The organism is Pseudomonas sp. IT-P176 (assembly GCF_949767245.1).
Classification (GTDB): Bacteria; Pseudomonadota; Gammaproteobacteria; order Pseudomonadales; family Pseudomonadaceae; genus Aquipseudomonas.
The window spans coordinates 89,663-112,782 of the sequence record NZ_CATKPN010000068.1 but is presented as its reverse complement, the minus strand read 5'-3'; the positions used below and the strand labels follow the sequence as shown (position 1 = coordinate 112,782).

Annotated in this window: 18 protein-coding genes; 12 read left to right on the top strand and 6 right to left on the bottom strand. The window is 62.1% G+C overall.

Translation table 11 applies throughout. The features are described from left to right. Positions 1 to 105 precede the first annotated feature (105 nt). Positions 106 to 1,458 carry a spinster family MFS transporter gene (locus ACM6IP_RS19690; protein ID WP_159994119.1) on the top strand — a complete coding sequence of 451 codons (1,353 nt, stop codon included), beginning with the start codon at positions 106 to 108 and terminating at the stop codon, positions 1,456 to 1,458. A gap of 85 nt (positions 1,459 to 1,543) precedes the next feature. Here the strand turns inward: ACM6IP_RS19690 and rapA are convergent, their stop codons facing one another. Beyond that, positions 1,544 to 4,390, bottom strand: a complete 2,847-nt coding sequence (rapA, locus tag ACM6IP_RS19685; protein ID WP_159994121.1) for an RNA polymerase-associated protein RapA — start codon at positions 4,388 to 4,390, stop codon at positions 1,544 to 1,546. Between the two features lie 206 nt (positions 4,391 to 4,596). On the opposite strand from rapA, the gene ACM6IP_RS19680 reads away from it, so the two are divergent. The 3 genes from ACM6IP_RS19680 to ccoM all read left to right on the top strand — a co-directional run bounded on the left by ACM6IP_RS19680 (position 4,597) and on the right by ccoM (position 5,501). Continuing rightward, the gene (locus ACM6IP_RS19680) at positions 4,597 to 4,938 is read left to right on the top strand and encodes an aspartate-semialdehyde dehydrogenase (RefSeq protein WP_095167003.1); all 342 of its coding nucleotides are present in this window, start codon (positions 4,597 to 4,599) and stop codon (positions 4,936 to 4,938) included. A 139-nt stretch (positions 4,939 to 5,077) separates the two neighbouring features. Next, complete coding sequence (locus tag ACM6IP_RS19675) at positions 5,078 to 5,239, top strand: hypothetical protein (RefSeq protein ID WP_007906621.1); 162 nt, start codon at positions 5,078 to 5,080, stop codon at positions 5,237 to 5,239. A 145-nt stretch (positions 5,240 to 5,384) separates the two neighbouring features. After that, complete coding sequence (gene ccoM, locus ACM6IP_RS19670) at positions 5,385 to 5,501, top strand: cytochrome c oxidase subunit CcoM (protein WP_305886485.1); 117 nt, start codon at positions 5,385 to 5,387, stop codon at positions 5,499 to 5,501. A 179-nt stretch (positions 5,502 to 5,680) separates the two neighbouring features. Here the strand turns inward: ccoM and ACM6IP_RS19665 are convergent, their stop codons facing one another. Beyond that, the gene (locus ACM6IP_RS19665; protein WP_095167005.1) at positions 5,681 to 7,156 is read right to left on the bottom strand and encodes an inorganic phosphate transporter; all 1,476 of its coding nucleotides are present in this window, start codon (positions 7,154 to 7,156) and stop codon (positions 5,681 to 5,683) included. Positions 7,157 to 7,523: 367 nt separating this feature from the next. Continuing rightward, on the bottom strand, positions 7,524 to 7,724 hold the full coding sequence (locus ACM6IP_RS19660) for a hypothetical protein (protein ID WP_095167007.1): 201 nt from the start codon (positions 7,722 to 7,724) through the stop codon (positions 7,524 to 7,526). Positions 7,725 to 8,427: 703 nt separating this feature from the next. On the opposite strand from ACM6IP_RS19660, the gene pcaR reads away from it, so the two are divergent. From pcaR to pcaD, 6 genes are all read left to right on the top strand, one after another. After that, a complete protein-coding gene (gene pcaR, locus ACM6IP_RS19655; RefSeq protein WP_095167009.1) occupies positions 8,428 to 9,270 on the top strand; it encodes a pca regulon transcriptional regulator PcaR in 843 nt (280 codons plus the stop codon). A 198-nt stretch (positions 9,271 to 9,468) separates the two neighbouring features. After that, a complete protein-coding gene (locus ACM6IP_RS19650; protein ID WP_095167011.1) occupies positions 9,469 to 10,326 on the top strand; it encodes a CoA transferase subunit A in 858 nt (285 codons plus the stop codon). Then, positions 10,323 to 11,105, top strand: coding sequence for a CoA-transferase subunit beta (locus ACM6IP_RS19645; protein WP_174244611.1), 783 nt, complete (start codon positions 10,323 to 10,325; stop codon positions 11,103 to 11,105). The genes ACM6IP_RS19650 and ACM6IP_RS19645 overlap by 4 nt, the downstream gene beginning before the upstream one ends. Further along, on the top strand, positions 11,102 to 12,307 hold the full coding sequence (gene pcaF, locus ACM6IP_RS19640; protein WP_174244566.1) for a 3-oxoadipyl-CoA thiolase: 1,206 nt from the start codon (positions 11,102 to 11,104) through the stop codon (positions 12,305 to 12,307). Before ACM6IP_RS19645 ends, pcaF begins: the two co-directional genes overlap by 4 nt. Before the next feature lie 152 nt (positions 12,308 to 12,459). Further along, entirely contained in the window at positions 12,460 to 13,755 is a 1,296-nt protein-coding gene (locus tag ACM6IP_RS19635; RefSeq protein ID WP_095167017.1) for an MFS family transporter, read from the top strand. 72 nt (positions 13,756 to 13,827) lie between these two features. Next, positions 13,828 to 14,619 (top strand): 3-oxoadipate enol-lactonase, encoded by a 792-nt coding sequence (gene pcaD, locus ACM6IP_RS19630; protein ID WP_414862131.1) that lies wholly within the window; start codon positions 13,828 to 13,830, stop codon positions 14,617 to 14,619. Between the two features lie 22 nt (positions 14,620 to 14,641). On the opposite strand, the gene ACM6IP_RS19625 is transcribed toward pcaD, so the two are convergent. Further along, on the bottom strand, positions 14,642 to 15,541 hold the full coding sequence (locus ACM6IP_RS19625; protein WP_414862130.1) for a polysaccharide deacetylase family protein: 900 nt from the start codon (positions 15,539 to 15,541) through the stop codon (positions 14,642 to 14,644). Between the two features lie 305 nt (positions 15,542 to 15,846). Between ACM6IP_RS19625 and ACM6IP_RS19620 the strand changes: the two genes are divergently transcribed. Both ACM6IP_RS19620 and ACM6IP_RS19615 read left to right on the top strand, forming a co-directional pair. Then, positions 15,847 to 17,223 carry a pyridoxal-phosphate dependent enzyme gene (locus tag ACM6IP_RS19620; RefSeq protein WP_401127944.1) on the top strand — a complete coding sequence of 459 codons (1,377 nt, stop codon included), beginning with the start codon at positions 15,847 to 15,849 and terminating at the stop codon, positions 17,221 to 17,223. Then, a complete protein-coding gene (locus tag ACM6IP_RS19615) occupies positions 17,220 to 18,398 on the top strand; it encodes a trans-sulfuration enzyme family protein (RefSeq protein WP_095167026.1) in 1,179 nt (392 codons plus the stop codon). Before ACM6IP_RS19620 ends, ACM6IP_RS19615 begins: the two co-directional genes overlap by 4 nt. A 97-nt stretch (positions 18,399 to 18,495) precedes the next feature. Here ACM6IP_RS19615 and adeC read toward each other — a convergent pair whose 3' ends face one another. Both adeC and emhB read right to left on the bottom strand, forming a co-directional pair. Next, positions 18,496 to 19,956 carry an AdeC/AdeK/OprM family multidrug efflux complex outer membrane factor gene (gene adeC / locus ACM6IP_RS19610; protein WP_095167028.1) on the bottom strand — a complete coding sequence of 487 codons (1,461 nt, stop codon included), beginning with the start codon at positions 19,954 to 19,956 and terminating at the stop codon, positions 18,496 to 18,498. Further along, positions 19,953 to 23,117 carry an efflux RND transporter permease subunit EmhB gene (emhB, locus tag ACM6IP_RS19605; protein WP_414862129.1) on the bottom strand — a complete coding sequence of 1,055 codons (3,165 nt, stop codon included), beginning with the start codon at positions 23,115 to 23,117 and terminating at the stop codon, positions 19,953 to 19,955. Before emhB ends, adeC begins: the two co-directional genes overlap by 4 nt. Positions 23,118 to 23,120 lie beyond the last annotated feature (3 nt).

Here is a 23,120-nt window from a genome sequence, read left to right as displayed (position 1 = left end):
TCAGCCTTACGAATAATTACAGACAGCGCGCAGGCGCCTGACTAGATTGCAGGTTCCGGGTTGGCAGTAGCGCGCCCATAACAATAAATAAAAAGAGACGGACCCATGCAGAACTCGACCCAAGCGGCGAATGCCTGGCGCATTCTGTTCCTGCTGTTCCTGGCCAATCTGTTCAACTTCTTCGACCGCACCATTCCGGCCATCATCATCGAGCCGATCCGCATGGAGTGGCACCTGAGCGACTTTCAGCTGGGGATCATCGGAACTGCATTCACCATCGTCTATGCGATTGCCGGACTGCCACTGGGGCGGATGGCCGACACCGGTTCGCGCAGCAAGCTGATGGGCTGGGGGCTGGCGGTGTGGAGCGGGCTGACGGCGGTCAATGGGCTGGTGGGCAGTTTCTGGAGTTTCCTGATCGTGCGCATGGGCGTGGGCATCGGTGAGGCCAGTTACGCCCCAGCCGCCAACTCGCTGATCGGCGACCTGTTTCCTGCCCATCGCCGGGCGCGGGCGATGGGCATTTTCATGCTCGGACTGCCCCTGGGCCTGTTGCTGGCGTTCTTCACCATCGGCGCCATGGTCAAGGCCTTCGATAGCTGGCGTGCACCCTTTTTCATCGCGGCAGTGCCGGGGTTGATCCTGGCGGTCTTCATGTTCTTCATCAAAGAGCCCAAGCGCGGTGCGGCGGAAACCGTGCAGATATCCCAGGAACGGGTCGACCGGCCGATTCGTCGGGTCCTGGCGATTCCGACCTTTCTCTGGCTGGTGATGGCCGGCCTGTGCTTCAACTTCGCCACCTATGCCTGCAACTCGTTCCTGGTGCCGATGCTGCAGCGTTATTTCCTGCTGCCGCTGCAGGATGCAGCCGTGGCCACCGGGGTGATTGTCGGGGTTACCGGGTTGTTTGGCTTGACGCTGGGCGGCTGGGTGGCCGACAAGATTCATCAGCGGGTGGCCAGTGGTCGGCTGTTGTTCGCGGGCTTCAGCCTGATTATCTCGACCCTGTGTACGGCGTGGGCGCTGCATGCCGGGCGAATTGAAATCGGGGTGTTCGTGGCGGTGTTCAGCCTGGGCTGGTTGTTTGCCTACAACTTCTATACCTGCGTATACACGGCGATCCAGGACGTGGTTGAACCGCGCTTGCGGGCGACGGCCATGGCGCTGTTCTTCGCCGGGTTGTATCTGTTGGGGGGCGGTCTGGGGCCCGTGGTGGTCGGCGGGCTGTCCGATCACTTCGCCCATACGGCGATGCAAGCGGCGGGTGCCGAGCAGATGACCGAAGCCTTCAAGGCCGTCGGCCTGCACGATGCGATGTACCTGATTCCGGTCGCGCTGTTGCTCACCATGGTCTTCCTGTTCCTGGCAGCGCGCTGTTTTGTCCGCGATGCCAAGCGCATGAAGGAGGGGATGGGGACGGTGGTTGAGCCTGGAGTTGGTGCGGTGTCTGCGGGTTAAGCACCACAGCCTTCGGCAGATCCCACAGAAAAGCAAAAGGCCCGCATCGCTGCGGGCCTTTTTGATCGCGGTGCAAGGCGGGGGGTTAACCCGCCACCAGCACCCGGATCGCCTCCAGGCGCAGGGCCGCTTTGTCGAGCATGGCCAGGCCTTGTTCGCGCTGGTGGCGCAGGGCAACCAGCTCGCTGTCACGCACCGTCGGGTTGACGGCTTGCAAGGCGGTCAGGCGCGCCAGTTCTTCATCGGTGTCGGCTGCCAGGCGGCGTTGTGCTTCGGCTACCCGTTCAGCGTGGCGCGGGGTGATCTTCTCTTCGCCGGCGTTGATGCGCGGTGTCAGTTGATCACGCTGGGCCTGGATGAACTTGTTGGCGCTGGCGCGGGGCACGCTTTCGAGCTGGTCGTTGAGGGTCTCGAACGACACCCGGCTCGACAGGTCGTTGCCATTGGTGTCCAGCAGACAGCGCAGGGCTGCCGGCGGCAGGTAACGGCCCAGTTGCAACGAGCGTGGGGCGACCACTTCGCTGACGTAGAGCAGTTCCAGCAACACGGTGCCGGGCTTGAGTGCCTTGTTCTTGATCAGCGCGACCGCGGTGTTGCCCATCGAGCCGGACAGTACCAGGTCCATGCCACCCTGAACCATCGGGTGCTCCCAGGTGATGAATTGCATGTCTTCGCGAGACAGCGCCTGGTTGCGGTCGTAGGTGATGGTCACGCCTTCGTCGTCGCCCAGCGGGAAGCTGGCGTCGAGCATTTTTTCACTCGGTTTGAGGATCAGGGCGTTTTCCGAGTGGTCTTCGCTGTCGATGCCGAAGGCGTCGAACAGGGTTTCCATATAGATCGGCAGGGCGAACTGATCGTCCTGTTCAAGGATCGCTTCGACCAGGGCATCGCCTTCGCCAGCACCGCCGGAGTTGAGTTCCAGCAGGCGGTCACGGCCGCTGTGCAGCTCGGCTTCCAGGGCTTCGCGAGTCCCGCGGGCCTCATCGATCAGCGCTTGCCACTCGCCGTCGTCGGCTTCTTCCAGCAGCGGCAGCAGGCGTGGGCCGAACTGGTGCTGCAAGGCGTTGCCGGTCGGGCAGGTGTTGAGGAATGCGTTCAGTGCTTCGTGGTACCACTGGAACAGGCGCTCTTGCGGGCTGGTTTCCAGGTACGGCACGTGCAACTCGATGACATGCTTCTGGCCGATCCGGTCCAGACGACCGATCCGCTGTTCCAGCAGGTCCGGGTGCGCAGGCAGGTCGAACAGCACCAGGTGATGGGAGAACTGGAAGTTGCGACCTTCACTGCCGATTTCCGAGCAGATCAGTACCTGGGCACCGAATTCTTCATCGGCAAAGTAGGCCGCTGCACGGTCACGCTCGAGAATGTTCATGCCTTCATGGAACACCGTGGCCGGGATGCCGGAGCGCACGCGCAGGGCGTCTTCCAGGTCCATCGCGGTTTCGGCGTGGGCACAGATCACCAGGACCTTGGTGCGCTTGAGCATCTTCAACTGGTCGATCAGCCATTCCACGCGTGGGTCGAACTTCCACCAGCGTTGTTCTTCGTCGGCATCCGGTTGGGCCTGGAAGCTGACTTCCGGGTACAGCTCGGCGTGATCGCCCAGCGGCAGCTCGAGGTACTCGTCCGGGCACGGCAGCGGGTACGGGTGCAGCTTGCGCTCAGGGAAACCTTGCACTGCGGCGCGGGTGTTGCGAAACAGCACGCGGCCAGTGCCGTGGCGATCCAGCAATTCGCGGACCAGGCGGGCGCTGGCTTCGATGTCGCCATCGTTGACCGCGGTCAGCAGGGCTTCGCCCTCGTCGCCGAGGAAACCCTGGATGGTCTTGTGGGCGGCCGGGGACAAGCGGCCCTGGTCCATCAGTTCCTGAACGGCTTCGGCCACCGGGCGATAGTTCTCGCTCTCGGCGCGGAAGGCCTTGAGGTCATGGAAACGGTTCGGATCAAGCAGGCGCAGACGGGCGAAGTGGCTGTCCTGGCCCAGTTGTTCCGGGGTGGCAGTCAGCAGCAGGACGCCAGGGATGGTCTCGGCGAGTTGTTCGACCAGCGAGTACTCGGGGCTGACCTGGTCTTCGTGCCACACCAGGTGGTGAGCTTCGTCGACCACCAGCAGGTCCCAGCCCGCAGCGAACAACGCATCCTGGGCTTTCTCGTCGTCGACCAGCCACTCCAGGGCTACCAGCGCGAGCTGGGTGTCTTCGAACGGGTTGCTGGCATCGCTTTCGATAAAACGTTCTTCGTCGAACAGCGCGACCTGCAGGTTGAAGCGCCGGCGCATTTCAACCAGCCATTGGTGCTGGAGGTTTTCCGGCACCAGGATCAGCACGCGGTTGGCGCGACCGGAGAGCAGTTGGCGATGGATCACCAGGCCGGCTTCGATGGTTTTACCCAGGCCCACTTCGTCCGCCAGCAGAACCCGCGGCGCAATACGGTCGGCCACTTCACGGGCAATGTGCAACTGGTGCGCGATAGGTTGTGCGCGCACGCCACCCAGGCCCCAGAGCGACGACTGCAACTGGCGGCTGGTGTGTTCCAGGGTGTGGTAACGCAGGGAGAACCAGGCCAGTGGGTCGATCTGCCCGGCGAACAGACGGTCGCTGGCCAGGCGGAACTGGATGAAGTTCGACAGTTGGGTTTCGGGCAGGGTGACCGGCTCGTTCTCTGCGTTGAGCCCATGGTAGACCAGCAGGCCGTCGACGTCGTCGACTTCGCGCACGGTCATTTTCCAGCCTTCGAAGTGCGTAATGGTGTCGCCCGGCGAAAACCTCACGCGGGTGAGGGGCGCATTCCGTAGCGCATACTGGCGGGTGTCGCCAGTGGCCGGGTAGAGCACGGTCAGCAAGCGACCGTCCTGTGCCAGAACGGTGCCTAGACCTAGCTCTGCTTCGCTGTCACTAATCCAGCGTTGCCCCGGTTGATACTGCTGCGCCATGCTGCCTGACTCCCGCCTTGAAAAAGCCGACTATCTTAACGGATCGCTGCCTTCAGAGCCAAAGGACTCTCATAAAAACTACTAGTCTTACGGTAGCGCATCGAGCCGATTGGTGATTGTGAGTGTCAACTGGCTCACAAGTTTGCGACCGATGGCTCAAGTCGCTGGTCAAACAGCCGACAGCCTGCCGACAGGAGACCCTTACCATGCTGCCACCCATGCTTCCCTTGAGCGCCGTGCCGATTACCTCCCAGCAGGATCCGGTACGGCCACGCCCGGACATCATGCCGGTGGCACCGGTGCAGCCCAGCTCCAGCGAGAGCACGATCGACCTGCAACAGCGCGATCCCGAGGAAGCGGCGATGGGGTTGCGTGAACAGCAGCGGCGTCAGTTGGCCCGCGATAAACGCCGGCGCGAAGCTGGCGACGATCCGCAGGTACCCCTGGCGGTGCCGGGCGACGAGTTGAATGCCGATAACACTGTGCCAGTGGTGGCGGTGATGGACGATCAGCCGCGCCAGGGGTTGTGGGTCGATATCGAGGTTTGAACGGCGAGCCGCCTTTGTGGTGTTGCGGGTGGCTGGTCTTCGTTGGCCAGAGGCCGCATTATTGCTCAACCTTGAGCGGGCAGGGTGACGTGGGTCGCTGTGCCGCGCCTGTATTGAACTGGAAGACGTAAGCCACGCCATGAGCCAAGACGACAAGCTGATCGATCTCAACACCGAGCGCGCCAAGCGTGTGCATGACCTCAATGAGAAGCGCCTGAACGAAGTGCGCCAGGCATTCGAGCAGGCCATGCCGCTGGGCAAAGCGAAGAAAAAGCCGAAGAACAAACCGAAAAAGCGTTGACCCCACCCTGCATCTGTTGATGCAGGTCAGTTATTTCCCCGCCTTTACGCCCTGTCTTGGGCGACATTGATCCCGGTCAATTTTCTCCTGTGCCTGATTGGTTAACTTAGACCCATCGCAACGAGGCAAGCACAGGAGGCTGGTCATGTTTTTCGACAATGTGGTGATCGCCGGAGTGCTGACCGTCAGCCTCATGGTTCTGTTTTTCGTTGGGTTTGGATTTTTTATCTGGAAAGACTCGCATAAGCGCAAGAAGCCTTAGGTCTTTCTGGGAGCACGAGCACGCAAGGCATTTTGGGCAACTTCGGTTGCCCTTTTTTTTGGTTTGGATTTTTTGGGCATATCCGTTGCTGCGGTAACGGCTGCTTAGGGTTTGGTGTTTTTTCCAACAAAAAAGGCGCGACCTCCAGGAGGGCGCGCCTTTTTATGTGCAGCTTTGAATCAGCTACCCAGGGCCTTCGAGGCCAGCCAGAACAGGCCGGCGGACAGGGCCACCGTGGCTGGTAGGGTCAGGACCCAGGCCAGCAGGATGGTTTTCACGGTTCCGCCTTGCAGGCCGCTTTTGTTGGCGACCATGGTGCCGGCGACACCCGAGGACAGGACGTGGGTGGTCGATACCGGCAGGCTGAAGATGTTGGCCATGCCGATCATGCACGCGGCGGTGATCTGGGCCGACATGCCTTGTGCGTAGGTCATGCCTTGTTTACCGATCTTCTCGCCGATGGTCAGTACCACGCGTTTCCAGCCGACCATGGTGCCCAGGCCGAGTGCCAGGGCGACTGCCAGAATCACCCAGAATGGCGCGTATTCAGTGGTGGCGGTCAGGTCTTTGCGCAGCTTGTCGAGGTCGGCCTTTTCACGGGCGTCGAGGCCAGGCAGCTTGCCGACTTTCTTCGCAGTGTCGTCCAGGCAGAGCAGGTAGCGACGTACTTCGATGCGGCTTTCGTGCGGCAGCGAGTGGTAGTCGGCTACACCCTTGAGGGTGCCCAGCAGCGCGCTGATGGTCGGTTCGGTCTGTTGCGGATTGCAACGGAATTTCTCCGGCAGGTCTTCCTTCACGCTTTTGCCCAGGGCCAGGAACTCGCCCAGGGTGGCCTCGTTACGCTGATAGAACTGGCTCAGGTGCAAGGTCGCATCGCGAGTCCGCTCGATCTGGTAGGTGGTGCTGTTCAGGTCGAGAACGAACTGCGCCGGGACGATACCGATCAACACCAGCATGATCAGGCCGATGCCTTTCTGGCCATCGTTGGAGCCGTGCACGAAGCTCACCGCCATTGCCGAGATCACCAGGACCAGACGGTTCCAGAACGGCGGGTGTTTCTTGTCGTCGATCTTGCGGCGCTGGTCCGGGGTCTTGTGCATCTTGGACAGCGGGCGCCACCATTTGAGGCCCAGCAGTACCAGGGCAGCCACCGCGAAGCCGGCCATTGGCGAGAGCACCAGCGAGGCGCCGATGTCGATAGCCTTCTGCCAGTTAACCCCGTCAACCAGTGGAATATCGTTGATCAGGGCGTTCGCCAGGCCAACACCGAGGATCGAACCGATCAGGGTGTGGGAGCTGGAGGCCGGAATACCGAAGTACCAGGTGCCCAGGTTCCAGGTGATGGCCGCCGCGAGGAGCGAGAACACCATTGCCAGCCCGTGGCCGGTGTTCACATTGATCAACAGTTCTACCGGCAGCAAATGGACAATGGCATATGCCACGCCCACGCCGCCCAGCAACACGCCAAGGAAGTTGAATACACCGGAGAAGAACACCGCCAGGTGGGGCGGCATGGCCTTGGTGTAGATAACAGTGGCTACCGCGTTAGCGGTGTCATGAAAGCCGTTGATGAACTCGAAGGCGAGGACAAAGGCCAGGGCGAGCAAGAGGCTCACAAGCACCCAAGCATCCAGTCCGCTGAATAAATCGATCATGAAGGTTTTCTGACCCGGTCATAAGGGGGCGCGATTATGCCAGAAAAGATGGTTAATCGATGCATCAGGTGCCGATCGGCAACATGTTTCATTCATTTAGTTTGTAACAAGACCCTAAGCCCCAGTCGCAGCGTAGGGTTTTTAACCCCTTGATTTTATTGGGTGCTTCGCCAGAAATCAGGTTTCCGTCGCCTCGGTCAATGGGGGATAACGCTGTATGAAATTTCTGAAATGAGGGGTCAGCTTTTAAGCCGTTCGTCTCAATTGGCGGGCAATGGCGGCCCGCGCCTGTCTTCAGCAGGCGCGGTGACGGAGCAACCTGCCCAGCGGCTGAGGGCAAGTTTTGAGCAACACTCAAGCGTTGGCGCTAGGGCTCTTCGGCCTTGAGGTCCTTTTCCATCTTTTGCAATTCCTGGCTGAATGCCTGGTCCTGAACGCTGGCGCGCTTACGCCACGGTTTGCGTTCCGGTTCGGGCTGGGCGGCGTAGGTGGTGACTTCACCGCCGTACACATCCTTGTAACGTTGTTCCTGGCGCTCAAGTTCGGCGCGCAGTTCGTCTTTCGTCACAGTGTTACCTAATCAAGTTGAAATAAACTCTGGTGAAACGCACTGCGCGGGGTCGGTTGATCGCAGGCGTCATCATGCAAGTAGCCACAGGCTGCTTGAATCACGAACGCACTGCACTGACAGCACCGTTGTTGCAGGCGGCCACAGCACCAGAGAAGAATCACTGATGTAGCATCAGTCTTCTTGTTTCCTGCAAGCGCATGGGCCGGGCATTCGAAATGCGCGTCTAGCGCTTGCCAGCAGGTAGCGGGGCCAAAGCCTTGCGCTGCCTGGGTGATGGGATCCGTTGTCGAGGCGAAACGGGGACATCACTGTGGCCATTATAGCGTTCAATCGAGCGCTGCCTATCGCCAATAAGTTAAATGTCCCCGGCCCCTGTAAAAATGTTTTGTTACCCGGGTTGATTTTGAACCCATACAACAGACGTTTGTTTCCTGACGTCATTAATACAGCTGAAGTTTGTATGTGGGGGCACTCACTCGATTATCCAAGGACAAGTATGAAAGTCTGGTAAGGACACGTGCTCTAAAGTCACCTCTCTAACTGGGTGCAGCCCGCAGTCGACAAGGCCTATGGCGCTACGCGGGTGGATTGCGATTATCGGCTGGTGGTTCGATAATCGCCCAAAGTTGACTGCCCACGGCTTGTGCGCACGCTCGGGGGCAGCCTGTAATAGCTGACGAACCCTGGGGACCGACCTGAAATGAACGATCAATTGCGCAATTCCTTCACGTCAGCCGCGCCGCCGATTGTTGCTTCGCCCGCCAAGCGGATCCAGGCGTTTACCGGGGACCCGGACTTCATGACGTCCCTGGCCCGAGGCCTGGCCGTGGTGCAAGCTTTTCAGGAGCGCAAGCGCCACCTGACCATTGCGCAGATTAGCCACCGCACCGAAATCCCCCGCGCAGCGGTGCGTCGCTGCCTGCATACCCTGATCAAGCTTGGCTATGCCACCACCGACGGGCGAACCTATTCGCTGTTGCCCAAGGTGCTGACCCTGGGCCATGCCTACCTGTCTTCGACCCCCTTGGCGGTCTCGGCCCAGCCTTACCTGGACCGCATGAGCGAGCAATTGCACGAGGCCTGCAACATGGCCACGCTGGAAGGCAATGACATTCTGTACATCGCGCGCTCGGCGACGACCCAGCGCCTGATATCGGTAGACCTCTCGGTCGGCGGGCGCTTGCCGGCCTACTGCACGTCCATGGGGCGGATCCTGCTGGCGGCGCTGGATGATGCGTCATTGCGTGAGTACCTCGATCACGCCGACCTGCAGGCCAAGACCAGTCGCACCTTGCATACCCCCGAAGCATTGCTCGAGTGCCTGCAGGAAGTTCGCCAGCAGGGCTGGTGCATTGTCGACCAGGAGCTGGAGCAGGGCCTGCGCTCGATCGCCGTGCCGGTGTACGACGCCTCGGGCCAGGTGTTGGCGGCACTGAACGTCAGTACCCATGCCGGACGCGTCGGTCGCAACGAGCTGGAGCAGCGGTTTCTCCCGGGCCTGCTGAGTGCCAGTCGGGAACTGAGCGCCCAGCTGTTCGCCTGAACTGTTCGATAAACCGATATCGAGGCCAGGTGTCCTGAGAAGATCGATAGGCTGATAACAATCTGTTCGATAAACGAACACTTAGTCGATTATCGGATTGTTTGGGGTTTTTTAGCGGCTTACTCTTCAGTCAATCCGGCGCCGTACATCGCGCCTCGTCCTCCACGTCGGTTTACTCAAGCTCGGGAGTCCACCCCCATGGCAGAAATCCTTTCGCTGCACGATGCAGTGAAGCAATTCGTGAATGATGGTGACACGGTCGCCCTCGAAGGCTTCACTCACCTGATTCCAACCGCAGCGGGTCATGAAATCATTCGTCAGGGCAAAAAACACCTGACCCTGGTGCGCATGACCCCCGACCTGGTCTACGACCAGTTGATCGGTGCCGGTTGCGCACGCAAGCTGATTTTCTCCTGGGGTGGTAACCCTGGCGTGGGGTCGCTGCACCGTCTGCGCGATGCCGTCGAGAAGCAATGGCCCCAGCCACTGGAAATCGAAGAACACAGCCACGCGGACCTGGCCAATGCCTACGTCGCGGGCGCCTCGGGACTGCCGTTCGCCGTATTGCGCGCCTACGCCGGTTCCGACCTGCCCAAGGTCAACCCGCTGATCAAGACCGTGACCTGCCCCTTCACCGGCGAAGTGCTGGCAGCGGTGCCGTCGGTGCGCCCGGACGTGACGGTGATCCATGCACAAAAGGCCGACCGCAAGGGCAACGTGTTGCTCTGGGGCATCCTCGGCGTGCAGAAGGAAGCGGCGCTGGCGGCCAAGCGTTGCATCGTCACTGTCGAAGAAATCGTCGATGACCTCAAGGCCCCGATGAATGCCTGCGTCCTGCCGACCTGGGCCCTGAGTGCGGTCTGCCATGTGCCGGGTGGGGCGCATCCGTCCTACGCCCATGGTTACACCGAGCGCGATAACCGTTTCTACCAAGCCTGGGACCCGATTGCCCGCGACCGTGAAACCTTCACCGCGTGGATCAACGAGTACATCCACGGCAGCGCTGACTTCAGTGAATTCCAGGCCAAGTTGGCGCGTGCTTCGGAGGCCAAATAATGACTTACTCCACCAATGAAATGATGACCGTGGCCGCCGCCCGCCGCCTGAAAAACGGTTCGGTGTGCTTCGTCGGCATCGGCTTGCCCTCCAAAGCCGCCAACCTGGCGCGCCTGACGTCTTCGCCAGACGTGGTGCTGATCTACGAATCGGGTCCGATTGGCGCCAAACCCAGTGTGCTGCCGCTGTCCATCGGTGATGGCGAACTGGCCGAAACCGCTGACACTGTGGTGCCGACCGGGGAGATTTTCCGTTACTGGCTGCAAGGCGGGCGCATCGACGTCGGCTTCCTGGGGGCGGCTCAGGTCGACCGGTTCGGCAACATCAACACCACGGTGGTCGGTGACTACCATCAGCCCAAGGTTCGTTTGCCCGGTGCCGGCGGCGCCCCGGAGATCGCCGGTTCGGCGAAAAGCGTGCTGATCATTCTCAAGCAGTCGGCCCGTTCGTTCGTCGACAAGCTGGACTTCATCACCTCGGTCGGTCACGGCGAAGGCGGCGACTCGCGCCAGCGCCTCGGCCTGCCAGGGGCTGGACCGGTGGGCATCATCACCGACCTGTGCATCATGGAGCCGGAAGCCGGCACCCATGAGTTCGTGGTCACAGCGCTGCACCCGGGGGTGACCCGCGAGCAAGTGGTGGCGGCGACCGGTTGGGCCATCCGTTTTGCCGAGCAGGTGCAGCAGACCGCCGAGCCGACAGCGGTCGAGCTGGCGGCCCTGCGCGACCTGGAAGCACGGACCGCCGCCGCCCACGGCCAGGCACCGGGAGAAGCATGATGCGCGAGGTGTATATCTGCGACGCGATTCGCACCCCCATCGGCCGCTTTGGTGGCGGCTTGTCCAGCGTGCGTGCCGACGACCTGGCCGCGGTGCCGATCAAGGCCTTGATCGAGCGTAACCCGGGCGTTGACTGGAGCGCGGTGGACGAGGTGTTCCTCGGCTGCGCCAACCAGGCCGGTGAAGACAACCGGAACGTCGCGCGCATGGCCTTGTTGCTGGCCGGATTGCCGCAGAGCATTCCCGGGGTGACCCTCAACCGCCTCTGTGCCTCGGGTATGGATGCCATTGGCACCGCCTTCCGGGCGATTGCCAGCGGCGAAATGGAGCTGGCGATTGCCGGTGGCGTCGAGTCGATGTCCCGCGCCCCCTTTGTCATGGGCAAGGCCGACGCGGCGTTCTCGCGCGGGATGAAACTGGAAGACACCACCATTGGCTGGCGCTTCATCAATCCCTTGATGAAAGCCCAGTACGGCGTGGACGCGATGCCGCAGACCGCCGACAACGTGGCGGACGACTACGGGGTTTCGCGCGCGGATCAGGACGCCTTTGCCCTGCGCAGCCAGCAACGTACTGCGGCGGCGCAGGCAGTAGGCTTTTTCGCCGAAGAAATCGTCCCGGTGCGTATTGCCCACAAGAAAGGCGAAAGCCTGGTAGAGCAGGACGAGCATCCCCGGGCCGACACCACCCTGGAAACCCTGGGCAAGCTCAAGCCAGTCAATGGCCCGGACAAAACTGTCACCGCCGGCAACGCGTCGGGCGTCAACGATGGTGCGGCGGCGATGATCCTGGCGTCCGCCGAAGCGGTGAAGAAACACGGCCTGACTGCGCGGGCCAAAGTGCTCGGCATGGCCAGTGCCGGCGTGGCTCCTCGAGTCATGGGCATCGGCCCGGTGCCAGCGGTGCGCAAGCTGATCGAGCGTCTGGGTGTGGCGATCAGCGATTTCGACGTGATCGAACTCAATGAAGCCTTCGCCAGCCAGGGCCTGGCGGTGCTGCGTGAACTGGGCCTGGCTGACGACGCGGCGCAGGTCAACCCCAACGGCGGCGCCATTGCCTTGGGACATCCATTGGGCATGAGCGGGGCGCGACTGGTGTTGACGGCCCTGCATCAACTGGAAAAAACCGGCGGTAAAAAAGCCTTGGCGACCATGTGTGTGGGTGTCGGCCAAGGCCTGGCGCTGGCGATCGAACGGGTCTGACCACCCCGTGGGCAAGCCCTGCTCCCGTAGGAGCAAGGCTTGCCCGCGAAGGCGTCATCACAGACGCGCAATTGCCTGAATGAGTGATTCCAGGGAACAGGAGTGTTGCAAAGTGTGTCTAGACTCTCACTGTCCCCATCGAGTGTAAAACCATGACATCTATGACAAGCCACTACACCGCTGAAGAGCGGGGTAAAAGAATATTTGCGATTGTCGGGGCTTCCTCCGGCAACCTGGTCGAATGGTTCGACTTCTACGTGTATGCGTTTTGCGCGATCTACTTCGCGCCAGCCTTCTTCCCCTCCGACAATCCCACGGTGCAACTGGTCAATACCGCCGGCGTGTTCGCTGCCGGGTTCCTGATGCGCCCCATCGGTGGTTGGTTGTTCGGCCGGGTAGCCGACAAGCACGGACGCAAGAATTCGATGATGATCTCGGTGCTGATGATGTGCGCCGGGTCTCTGCTGATCGCCTGTCTGCCGACCTACAAGGACATTGGCGTCTGGGCGCCGATCCTGCTGCTGGTCGCCCGGCTGTTCCAGGGTCTGTCGGTGGGTGGTGAGTACGGCACCACCGCGACCTATATGAGTGAAGTGGCGCTCAAGGGCCAGCGCGGTTTCTTTGCCTCGTTCCAGTACGTGACCCTGATTGGCGGGCAACTGCTGGCGGTGTTGCTGGTGGTGATCCTGCAGCAGTTCCTGTCCGAGGATGAATTGCGCGCCTGGGGCTGGCGGATTCCATTTGTCGTGGGGGCGGTTGCCGCGGTGATTTCGTTGCTGCTGCGTCGCTCGCTCAAGGAAACCACCAGCAAGGAAATGCGCGAAGACAAGGACGCCGGGAGCATCCGTGCGTTGTTCCGCGATCACAAGGCCGCCTTCATCACCGTGCTGGGCTACACCGCCGGCGGCTCGCTAATTTTCTACACCTTTACCACCTATATGCAGAAGTACCTGGTGAACACCGCCGGGATGCACGCCAAGACTGCCAGCTACATCATGACTGGGGCGCTGTTCCTTTATATGTGCATGCAACCGCTTTTCGGCATGCTGGCCGACAAGATCGGTCGACGTAGTTCGATGCTCTGGTTCGGTGCCCTGGGCACGCTGTGCACAGTGCCGATCCTGCTGAGCCTGAAGTCAGTCACAAGCCCGTTCCTGGCCTTCGTGCTGATTACCCTGGCGCTGGCAATCGTGAGTTTCTACACCTCCATCAGCGGTCTGGTGAAGGCCGAAATGTTCCCGCCACAAGTGCGCGCCCTGGGTGTGGGCCTGGCCTACGCGGTAGCCAACGCGATCTTCGGCGGTTCGGCGGAGTACGTGGCCCTGAGCTTGAAGTCGGTGGGCATGGAAAACTCGTTCTACTGGTACGTGACGGTGATGATGGCCATCGCGTTCCTGTTCAGCCTGCGCTTGCCCAAGCAGGCAGCGTATCTGCATCACGACCTTTGACCGGCCAGCGCGCGTCTGAATCGGGCGCGCGCTGTCCGCACACCTGGCCCTGGCGGTCTCAAGGAGAAAACTGTGGCATTTGTACAACTGGCCGACGGCGAACTGCACTACCAACTCGACGGACCCGAACACGCCCCGGTGCTGGTGCTGTCCAACTCACTGGGCACTGACCTGCACATGTGGGATGGGCAGATCTCGTTATTTGCCGAGCATTTTCGGGTATTACGTTTCGACACCCGTGGGCATGGTCGTTCGCTGGTGACGCCTGGACCTTACAGCATCGAGCAACTGGGCCGTGACGTGCTGGCCCTGCTGGACGCCTTGCATATCGAGCGCGCGCATTTCTGCGGTTTGTCGATGGGCGGCTTGATCGGCCAGTGGCTGGCGATCAATGCCAGCGAGCGTCTGTTGTCACTGGTGGTGTGCAACACCGCGGCGAAGATTGGCGAGCCGGCCATCTGGGACCCGCGCATTGAAATGGTCCTGCGCGATGGCGCGGCGGCGATGGTGGCCCTGGGCGATGCCTCCATTGCGCGCTGGTTCACCGCGGATTTCGCCGCGACCAATCCGGCGGCGACCAAGCGGATCACTGACATGCTGGCCGCGACGTCGCCACAAGGTTATGCGGCCAATTGCGCAGCGGTACGGGATGCAGATTTGCGTGAGCAACTGACGGCGATCCAGGTGCCGACGCTGGTGATCGCCGGCACTGAAGATGCGGTCACGCCGCCGGCCGGTGGACACTTCATCGAGCAGCGGGTGGCAGGTGCGCACTATGCCGAGTTCTATGCCGCGCACCTGTCCAACGTGCAGGCAGGCGATGCGTTCAGCCACTGTGTGCTGAACTTCCTGCGGGCCATCTGAGGCGCTGGAACCTGCGGCGCATTCAGTGCTTGTCGCGGCCCCAGATCCAGTTCCACGCCCCGGGCAATCGCGCGGGGTCATTGGCATCGCGCAGGGTGCGGGCCATGGCTGCGCGCTGCAAGGCGGCCGAGTCTTCATAGAACGGTTTGGCCGCCAAGGGCACGTGGGTTTGCTCGGCACTGTCGAGCAGAATCTGCAGGTACTCCTGCATGTGCCTGGCGGTATAGCGATTGAGGTCGTGAAACGTCACCACCACCGGAATCACGCCATCAACGGTCGGCAACTCGCCCTTGGCGATCCGCTCGCGGGTTTCTGACAGCTGCCTGAGCAGGTTGGCGCGTCGACGTGGACTGGCGGTGATCCCCCACACCTTGCCGTCATTGGCGCTCAAGTCAGTCAACAACACCTGCAGGCCATGCCGTTGATAGGCGGCGAAGGTGCGCGCGTCGTAGCTCCAGAACGGCGGACGCACCAGGGTTGGTGCTGCGCCGGTGATCACGGTGATGTCGTCGGTGCCCCAGGTGAGCGACTGTTCGAGTACTTGCGGATCAAGAGAGCGATGATTGCTGTGCCACGGCGTGGCGGTGTGGAAGCCCAGGATGTGGCCGGCCGCGTGTTCACGCAGCATGGTTTTGCGCCCCCGTTCACTGCCGCCGGCCCGTGGCGCGCGAGTCTGGACAAAAAACACCGCCTTGATGCCTGGCTGAATCGGGTTGTTGGCCAGCACCTCAAGTACCGCCCGGCTCGGATTGGCCCAGCCGGAGGCGCTGGGGCCATCGTCGAAAGTGAGCAGGAAGCGGATCGGCGGGGATGCTGCCAAGCGTTGCTCGGTCTGGGGTGTCAGGGCGATCGGCGGGCCGATACAGCCGCCAAGGCCGAGTGCCAGCGCGAGTACAGCGACAAAGGTGAAGAAGATTTTCATGGGGGCGAGGTGGCCGGGACGGGGTCGGGGGAGGAGCTGCGGTTGGCGCCTTAACGTTCACTGCTTTAGGGGCAGCCTGTCTAAGAGTGCCAGCGTTTCCAAGGGTTCAGCAGGCCGGGCAATTGTACCGCACCAAGGTGGGTTGAAAGAGGCGGGGCAAGCGTGTGAGGTGCCGGTCAGCTGCGCAGGCTTGCGATGGCAGCGATCCGGGCCTATGGTCCATGCGAGGCAGGCCTGCCCATGAGGGCCAGGCCTGGTCGCAGCGGTTGTCCATCCAGTGCGGATTCGCGCCACGAGGTGAAGACATGCCAGACAACTCCCGTCCTGCCGTACTTGAACTGATTGGTAATACCCCGCTGGTGCAGATCAGCCGCTTTGATACCGGCCCCTGCACCCTGTTCCTCAAGCTTGAGTCACAGAACCCCGGTGGTTCGATCAAGGACCGCATCGGCCTGGCGATGATCGACGCCGCCGAGCGCGATGGCCGCCTGCGTCCGGGTGGCACCATCGTCGAGGCCACGGCTGGCAATACGGGCCTGGGCCTGGCCCTGGTGGGCCGCGCCAAGGGTTACCGGGTGGTGCTGGTGGTGCCGGACAAGATGTCCACCGAGAAGGTGCTGCACCTCAAGGCCATGGGGGCCGAGGTGCACATCACCCGCTCCGATGTCGGCAAGGGGCATCCCGAGTACTACCAGGACGTCGCCGCGCGGCTGGCGCAGGAAATCCCCGAGGCGTTTTTTGCCGACCAGTTCAACAACCCCGCCAACCCGCTGGCCCATGAGTGCAGCACCGCGCCAGAGATCTGGGCGCAGACCCAGCATGACCTGGACGCCATCGTCGTCGGCGTCGGCTCGGCCGGTACCCTGACCGGGTTGACCCGCTTCTTCCGCCGAGTACAGCCGGACCTGGCCATGGTGCTGGCCGATCCTGTTGGTTCGGTGATGGCCGAATACAGCCGCAGCGGTACCCTTGGCACCCCCGGCTCGTGGGCGGTGGAGGGCATCGGCGAGGACTTCATCCCGTCCATCGCCGACCTGTCCAGCGTGCGCCAGGCCTATTCGATCAGCGATGAAGAAAGCTTCGAACATGCCCGCCAGTTACTGCGCGCCGAAGGCATTCTCGGCGGATCCTCCACCGGCACGCTGCTGGCGGCGGCCTTGCGCTACTGTCGTGAGCAGACTGAGCCCAAGCGGGTGGTCAGTTTTGTCTGCGATACCGGCACCCGCTACTTGTCCAAGGTCTACAACGACCAGTGGATGACCGATCAGGGCTTGTTGCAGCGCAAGCGCTACGGCGACCTGCGGGACCTGATCGCCCGGCGTTTCGAGGACGGCCGGGTGATCAGCGTCGGCCCCGACGACACGCTGCTGACCGCTTTCCAGCGCATGCGCCTGGCGGATGTGTCGCAATTGCCGGTGCTGGTCGATGGCCAGCGCCTGGTGGGCGTACTCGACGAATCGGATGTGTTGCTGGGTGTGCACCAGGACGCTGCGCACTTGCGCATGACGGTGGCCTCGGCCATGACCAAGCAACTGCATACCTTGCCGGCCGCCGCCAGCCTGGCCGAGCTGCAGGCCGAGCTCGACCGCGGGTTGGTGGCGATCATCGCCGACGCTTCAGGCTTCCATGGCCTGATTACCCGCGTCGACCTGCTCAATCATCTACGGAGATCCCTTGCATGAGTCATCAGGATAAAACCGCCGCGCCCCAGGATTTCGCCACCCGGGTGATCCATGCCGGGCAAGTGCCGGACCCGACGACCGGAGCGCTGATGCCGCCGATCTACGCCAACTCCACGTATTTGCAGCAGAGTCCCGGCGTGCACAAGGGTTTCGACTACGGCCGTTCGCACAATCCCACCCGGTTTGCCCTGGAGCGCTGCGTGGCCGACCTGGAGGGCGGTACCCAGGCATTTGCCTTCGCTTCCGGGCTGGCAACTATCTCCACGGTGCTCGAGCTGCTGGATGCCGGTGCGCACATTGTCTCCGGCAACGACCTGTACGGGGGCACCTTCCGCCTGTTCGACAAGGTGCGCCAGCGCAGCGCCGGGCATCGTTTCAGTTTCGTCGACCTGACCGACCTGGCAGCCTTCGAAGCGGCGCTGCAAGACGACACGCGGATGGTCATGGTCGAGACGCCGAGCAATCCCTTGCTGCGCCTGACCGACCTCAGCGCCATCGCGCGGATCTGCCGTGCGCGGGGGATCATCAGTGTCGCCGACAACACCTTTGCCAGCCCGTGGACGCAGCGCCCGCTGGAGCTGGGGTTCGATATCGTGCTGCACTCCACCACCAAGTACCTCAACGGCCATTCCGATGTGATCGGCGGCATAGCGGTGGTTGGGCACAACGCTGAGCTGGCCGAGCGCCTGGGTTTCCTGCAAAACGCGGTGGGCGCGATTGCCGGGCCGTTCGACGCCTTTCTCACCTTGCGCGGGGTCAAGACCCTGGCCTTGCGTATGGAGCGCCACTGCAGCAACGCGCTGGACCTGGCCCAGTGGCTGGAGCGCCAGCCGCAGGTGGCGCGGGTCTATTATCCCGGCCTGCCGTCACACCCCCAGCACGAATTGGCGCAGCGCCAGATGCGCGGCTTCGGCGGGATGATTGCCCTGGACTTGAACAGCGACCTGGCCGGTGCCCGGCGGTTTCTCGAGGCGGTGCAGATCTTTGCCCTGGCCGAGAGCCTGGGAGGAGTGGAAAGCCTGATCGAGCATCCGGCAATCATGACCCACGCCACCATTCCACCTGCGACTCGGGCAGAACTGGGGATTGGCGACGGGCTGGTGCGTTTGTCGGTTGGGGTGGAAGCGGTCGAAGACCTGCGCGCCGACCTGGCCCAGGCGCTGGCACGGATCTGAGGCGAGCCGTGCAACAGGCATAAAAAAATCCGCAATCCTTGAGGGGATTGCGGATTTTCGTGAGGCCCAGGGATCAGCCTGGTGCGCATCGGGCTGATCAGAACATCTTCAGCTTCGGTGCGACTTCTGGCACGGGCTCATTCTTCGCGGTCTGGGCGTTCCAGCCGCCACCCAGGGCCTTGTACAGGTTCACTTCGCTGACCAGTTGCGACAGGCGATCGGTGATCAGCGATTGCTGCGCGCTGAACAACTGACGCTGGGCGTCGAGGAAGGTCAGGTTGCTGTCGACACCAATGCGATAGCGACGCTCGGCCAGGCGGTAGTAATCCTGGTTGGCCTGGACGAAGTCACTCTGGGCCTGCAACTGCTGGTTGAAGGTCTGGCGTGCGGCGAGGCCGTCGGAGACTTCCTGGAAGGCGGTCTGGATCGACTTCTCATACTGCGCAACGGTGATGTCTTTCTGGATTTTCGAGTAATCCAGGCTGGCACTCAGGGCGCCGGCGTTGAAGATCGGCAGGTTGATCTGGGGCTGGAACAACCAGGTCCCCGAACCGCCCTTGAACAGGCCGGACAGGTCCGGGCTGAGCGTGCCGGCATTGGCCGTCAGGCTGATGCTCGGGAAGAACGCAGCCCGCGCCGCGCCGATATTGGCGTTGGCAGCCTTGAGGTTGTGCTCGGCGGCCAGGATGTCCGGACGTCGTTGCAGCAGGTCCGAAGGCAGGCCGGCCGGCACTTCGCTGAGCAGGTCGTCAGCCAATGGCTTGGCGGCGGTCAGGTTGGCAGGCAAGCCAGTACCCAGCAGCAGGGTCAGGCTGTTCTCGTCCTGGGCGACCAGGCGGGTGTACTTGGCCAGTTGCACCTTGGCGTTTTCCACCGAGGTACGCGACTGGCTCAGGTCCAACGCCGAGGCCACGCCGACTTCGTTGCTGCGCGCGGTGAGGCGGTAGCTTTCTTCGAAGGTGGCGAGGGTGTCCTGCGTCAGCTTCAGCAGTTCCTTGTCGGCCTGCCAGGTCAGGTAGGCGTTGGCCACGTTGGCCACCAGGCTGAGCTGGGTGCTGCGCCGCGCTTCTTCGGTGGCGAAGTAGTTCTGCAGCGCTTGCTCGTTGAGGCTGCGAATACGCCCGAACAGGTCGAGCTCATAGGCGCTGACGCCCAGGGTCGCCGAGTAGGAGCTGCTGATCGAGGATTCGCCGGTCTGCGAGGCGTCTGCCGGCAGGCGTTGGCGGCTGCCGCTGCCATTGGCCGAAACGGCGGGGAACAGGTCGGCGCGGGAAATGCGGTACTGGGCCGCATAGGCGTCGATGTTCAGCGCCGCGACGCGCAGGTCACGGTTGTTTTCCAGCGCGGTCTGGATCAGTTGCTGCAGGGCCGGGTCATGGAAAAACTGCTTCCAGCCTTGCTCGGCGGCGGCCTGGTTCGGCGCCTGGGCCGGCGAGTAAGCCGGCCCTTGCGGGTACTGCCCGGCCACAGGGGCCTCGGGCTGCTGATAATCGGGTATCAGCGAGCAGCCACCGAGCACGAACGCGGCGACGGCTAGGGAGAGTAGCGACTTGCTCATTGGCCAGCCTCTTTAGGAGTTTCGGTGGCGTCATCCGGCTTGGCATTCTTGCGCTGCCCCATGGACGACACGGTGACAAAGAACAGGGGTACCCAGAACACGGCCAGTACGGTAGCGGTGATCATACCGCCGATCACCCCGGTACCGATGGCGTGCTGGCTGCCCGAACCGGCGCCGGTGGAAATGGCCAGTGGCACCACACCCAGGACGAACGCGAGCGAGGTCATGATGATCGGTCGCAGACGCATCCGGCAGGCCTCGATCGCGGCGTCGCGCAGGGTGCGTCCCTGTTCATGCAATTCCTTGGCGAATTCGACAATCAGAATGGCGTTTTTCGCCGCCAGACCGATGGTCGTCAACAGGCCTACCTGGAAGTACACGTCGTTGGACAGGCCGCGCAGGCTGGTGGCGAGCAGGGCACCGATGATCCCCAGCGGCACCACCAACATCACCGCGATCGGAATCGACCAGCTTTCGTACAACGCCGCAAGACACAGGAACACCATCAGCAACGACAGGGCGTACAGGGCAGGCGCCTGGGAACCCGACAGGCGTTCCTCATAGGACAGGCCAGTCCAGGAGATACCCACCCCCGCCGGCAGCTTCTTGGCCAGGGCTTCGACTTCAGCCATGGCTTCACCGGTGGAATAGCCCGGGGCCGGAGCACCGAGGATTTCCATGGCTTCCACGCCGTTGTAACGCGCCAGCTTCGGCGAGCCGTAGATCCAGGTGCCCTTGGCGAAGGCCGAGAATGGCACCATGGTTCCCTGGCTGTTGCGCACGTACCACTTCTTCAGATCTTCAGGGGTCATCCGCGAGCCCGGCACGCCCTGAATGTAGACCTTCTTCACTCGACCGCGGTCGATGAAGTCGTTGACGTAGCTACTGCCCAGAGCAATCGACAGGGTGTTGTTGATGTCGGTCAGCGTTACGCCCAAGGCACTGGCTTTCTCGTCATCGAGTTCCAGTTGGAACTGCGGTTCGTCGTTCAGGCCGTTAGGACGCACCTGGGACAGCACCTTGCTCTGTGCGGCCATGCCGAGGAACTGGTTGCGGGCCTCCATCAGCTTCTCGTGGCCGATACCGGCGCGGTCCTGCAGGAACACGTCGAAACCAGTGGCGTTACCCAACTCCAGTACCGCTGGCGGGGCGAAGGCGAACACCATGGCATCACGGAACGTGAAGAAGTGCTGCTGGGCCCGTTCTGCGACCTTGAACACGCTGTTGTCGGCGTTACGCTCGTCCCACGGCTTGAGCATGATGAATGCCATACCCGAGCTCTGGCCACGGCCGGCAAAGTTGAAGCCGTTGACCGTGAACACCGAGGCAACCGCATCACCTTCACCGCCATCCTTACCGGAGCGCAGGAGGTATTCACGCATTTCATCGACCACCACCTGGGTGCGCTGGGCACTGGAGCCGGCTGGGGTCTGGACCTGGGCGAACAGTACGCCCTGGTCTTCTTCCGGGAGGAATGCGGTCGGGATGCGGGTGAACAGCCAGACCATGCCAACGATGATGATCAGGTAGGCCAGCAGGTACGGCGCCTTGTGCGTGAGGATGTTGCCCACGCCACGCTCGTAGCTGCGTACGCCGCGATCGAAATTGCGGTTGAACCAGCCAAAGAAACCACGCTTGGGCGTGCCGTGCTCGCCCTTGGGAATGGCCTTGAGCATGGTGGCGCAGAGCGCCGGGGTAAAGATCAGGGCGACCAATACCGAGAGGGCCATGGCCGAGACGATGGTGATCGAGAACTGCTTGTAGATCACCCCGGTAGAACCGCTGAAGAACGCCATCGGCAGCAGTACCGCCGACAGTACCAGGGCAATACCCACCAGTGCGCCCTGGATCTGGCCCATGGACTTCTTGGTGGCTTCCTTGGGCGACAGGCCTTCTTCGCTCATCACCCGTTCGACGTTTTCCACCACGACGATGGCATCGTCCACCAGCAAGCCGATGGCCAGGACCATACCGAACATGGTCAGGGTGTTGATGCTGAAGCCGAACGCCGCGAGGATGCCGAATGTACCCAGCAATACCACCGGCACGGTCATGGTGGTGATGACGGTGGCGCGGAAGTTTTGCAGGAACAGGAACATCACCAGGAACACCAGCACGATCGCTTCGACCAGGGTGTGTACTACGCCCTTGATCGATTCGGTCACCACCGGGGTGGTGTCGTACGGGAAGACTACTTCCATGCCTTCAGGGAAGAACGGCTTGAGGCTTTCGATGGTGGTGCGCAAGGCTTTGGCAGTATCCAGCGCGTTGGCGCCGGTAGCCAGTTTCACCGCAAGGCCGGAGGCCGGTGCGCCGTTGAACTGGGCGTTGATACTGTAGTTCTCACCACCCAGGGCGACATCGGCGACATCCTTGAGGCGAACCTGGGAGCCGTCCTTGTTGACCTTGAGCAGGATTTCCTTGAACTGCTCGGCAGTCTGCAGGCGGGTCTTGCCGATGATCGTGGCGTTCAGCTGGGTGCCGGGCAGGGCAGGCAAGCCGCCGAGCTGACCGGACGAGACCTGGACGTTTTGTGCCGCAACGGCGGCCTTGACGTCCACCGGAGTCAGGTTGAAGTTGTTCAACTTGGCCGGGTCCAGCCAGATGCGCATGGCGTACTGGGCACCGAACACCTGGAAGTCGCCGACGCCGGCGGTCCGGGAAATCGGGTCCTGCATGTTGGACACGATGTAGTTGGACAGGTCGTCCTTGGTCATGCTGCCGTCACGCGACACCACACCGATCACCAGCAGGAAGTTCTTCACGGCCTTGGTGACGCGGATCCCCTGTTGCTGCACTTCTTGGGGCAGCAGCGGGGTGGCCAGGTTCAGCTTGTTCTGCACCTGGACCTGGGCGGTGTCGGAGTTGGTGCCTTGCTCGAAGGTCGCGGTGATGGTCATGGTGCCGTCGGAGTTACTTTCCGAGGACACATAACGCAGGTTGTCGATACCGTTGAGCTGTTGCTCGATCACCTGGACCACGGTGTCCTGCACGGTCTGTGCAGAAGCACCTGGGTAGGTCACAGAGATGGCGATCGCCGGTGGGGCGATGCTCGGGTATTGGTTGATGGGCAGCTTGAGGATCGATAGAGCCCCGACCAGCATGATCACCAGGGCAATTACCCAGGCGAAAATCGGACGGTCGATAAAAAATTTCGACATGGT

Bases quoted from the DNA above. Each gene is read 5' to 3' on its own strand.
- ACM6IP_RS19650 (WP_095167011.1), top strand. From the start codon at position 9,469: ATGGCAGAAATCCTTTCGCTGCACGATGCAGTGAAGCAATTCGTGAAT.
- ACM6IP_RS19620 (WP_401127944.1), top strand. From the start codon at position 15,847: ATGCCAGACAACTCCCGTCCTGCCGTACTTGAACTGATTGGTAATACC.
- ACM6IP_RS19625 (WP_414862130.1), bottom strand. From the start codon at position 15,541: ATGAAAATCTTCTTCACCTTTGTCGCTGTACTCGCGCTGGCACTCGGC.
- pcaR (WP_095167009.1), top strand. From the start codon at position 8,428: ATGAACGATCAATTGCGCAATTCCTTCACGTCAGCCGCGCCGCCGATT.
- rapA (WP_159994121.1), bottom strand. From the start codon at position 4,390: ATGGCGCAGCAGTATCAACCGGGGCAACGCTGGATTAGTGACAGCGAA.
- emhB (WP_414862129.1), bottom strand. From the start codon at position 23,117: ATGTCGAAATTTTTTATCGACCGTCCGATTTTCGCCTGGGTAATTGCC.
- pcaF (WP_174244566.1), top strand. From the start codon at position 11,102: ATGATGCGCGAGGTGTATATCTGCGACGCGATTCGCACCCCCATCGGC.
- ACM6IP_RS19690 (WP_159994119.1), top strand. From the start codon at position 106: ATGCAGAACTCGACCCAAGCGGCGAATGCCTGGCGCATTCTGTTCCTG.
- ACM6IP_RS19675 (WP_007906621.1), top strand. From the start codon at position 5,078: ATGAGCCAAGACGACAAGCTGATCGATCTCAACACCGAGCGCGCCAAG.
- adeC (WP_095167028.1), bottom strand. From the start codon at position 19,956: ATGAGCAAGTCGCTACTCTCCCTAGCCGTCGCCGCGTTCGTGCTCGGT.
- ccoM (WP_305886485.1), top strand. From the start codon at position 5,385: ATGTTTTTCGACAATGTGGTGATCGCCGGAGTGCTGACCGTCAGCCTC.
- ACM6IP_RS19665 (WP_095167005.1), bottom strand. From the start codon at position 7,156: ATGATCGATTTATTCAGCGGACTGGATGCTTGGGTGCTTGTGAGCCTC.
- ACM6IP_RS19680 (WP_095167003.1), top strand. From the start codon at position 4,597: ATGCTGCCACCCATGCTTCCCTTGAGCGCCGTGCCGATTACCTCCCAG.
- ACM6IP_RS19615 (WP_095167026.1), top strand. From the start codon at position 17,220: ATGAGTCATCAGGATAAAACCGCCGCGCCCCAGGATTTCGCCACCCGG.
- ACM6IP_RS19635 (WP_095167017.1), top strand. From the start codon at position 12,460: ATGACATCTATGACAAGCCACTACACCGCTGAAGAGCGGGGTAAAAGA.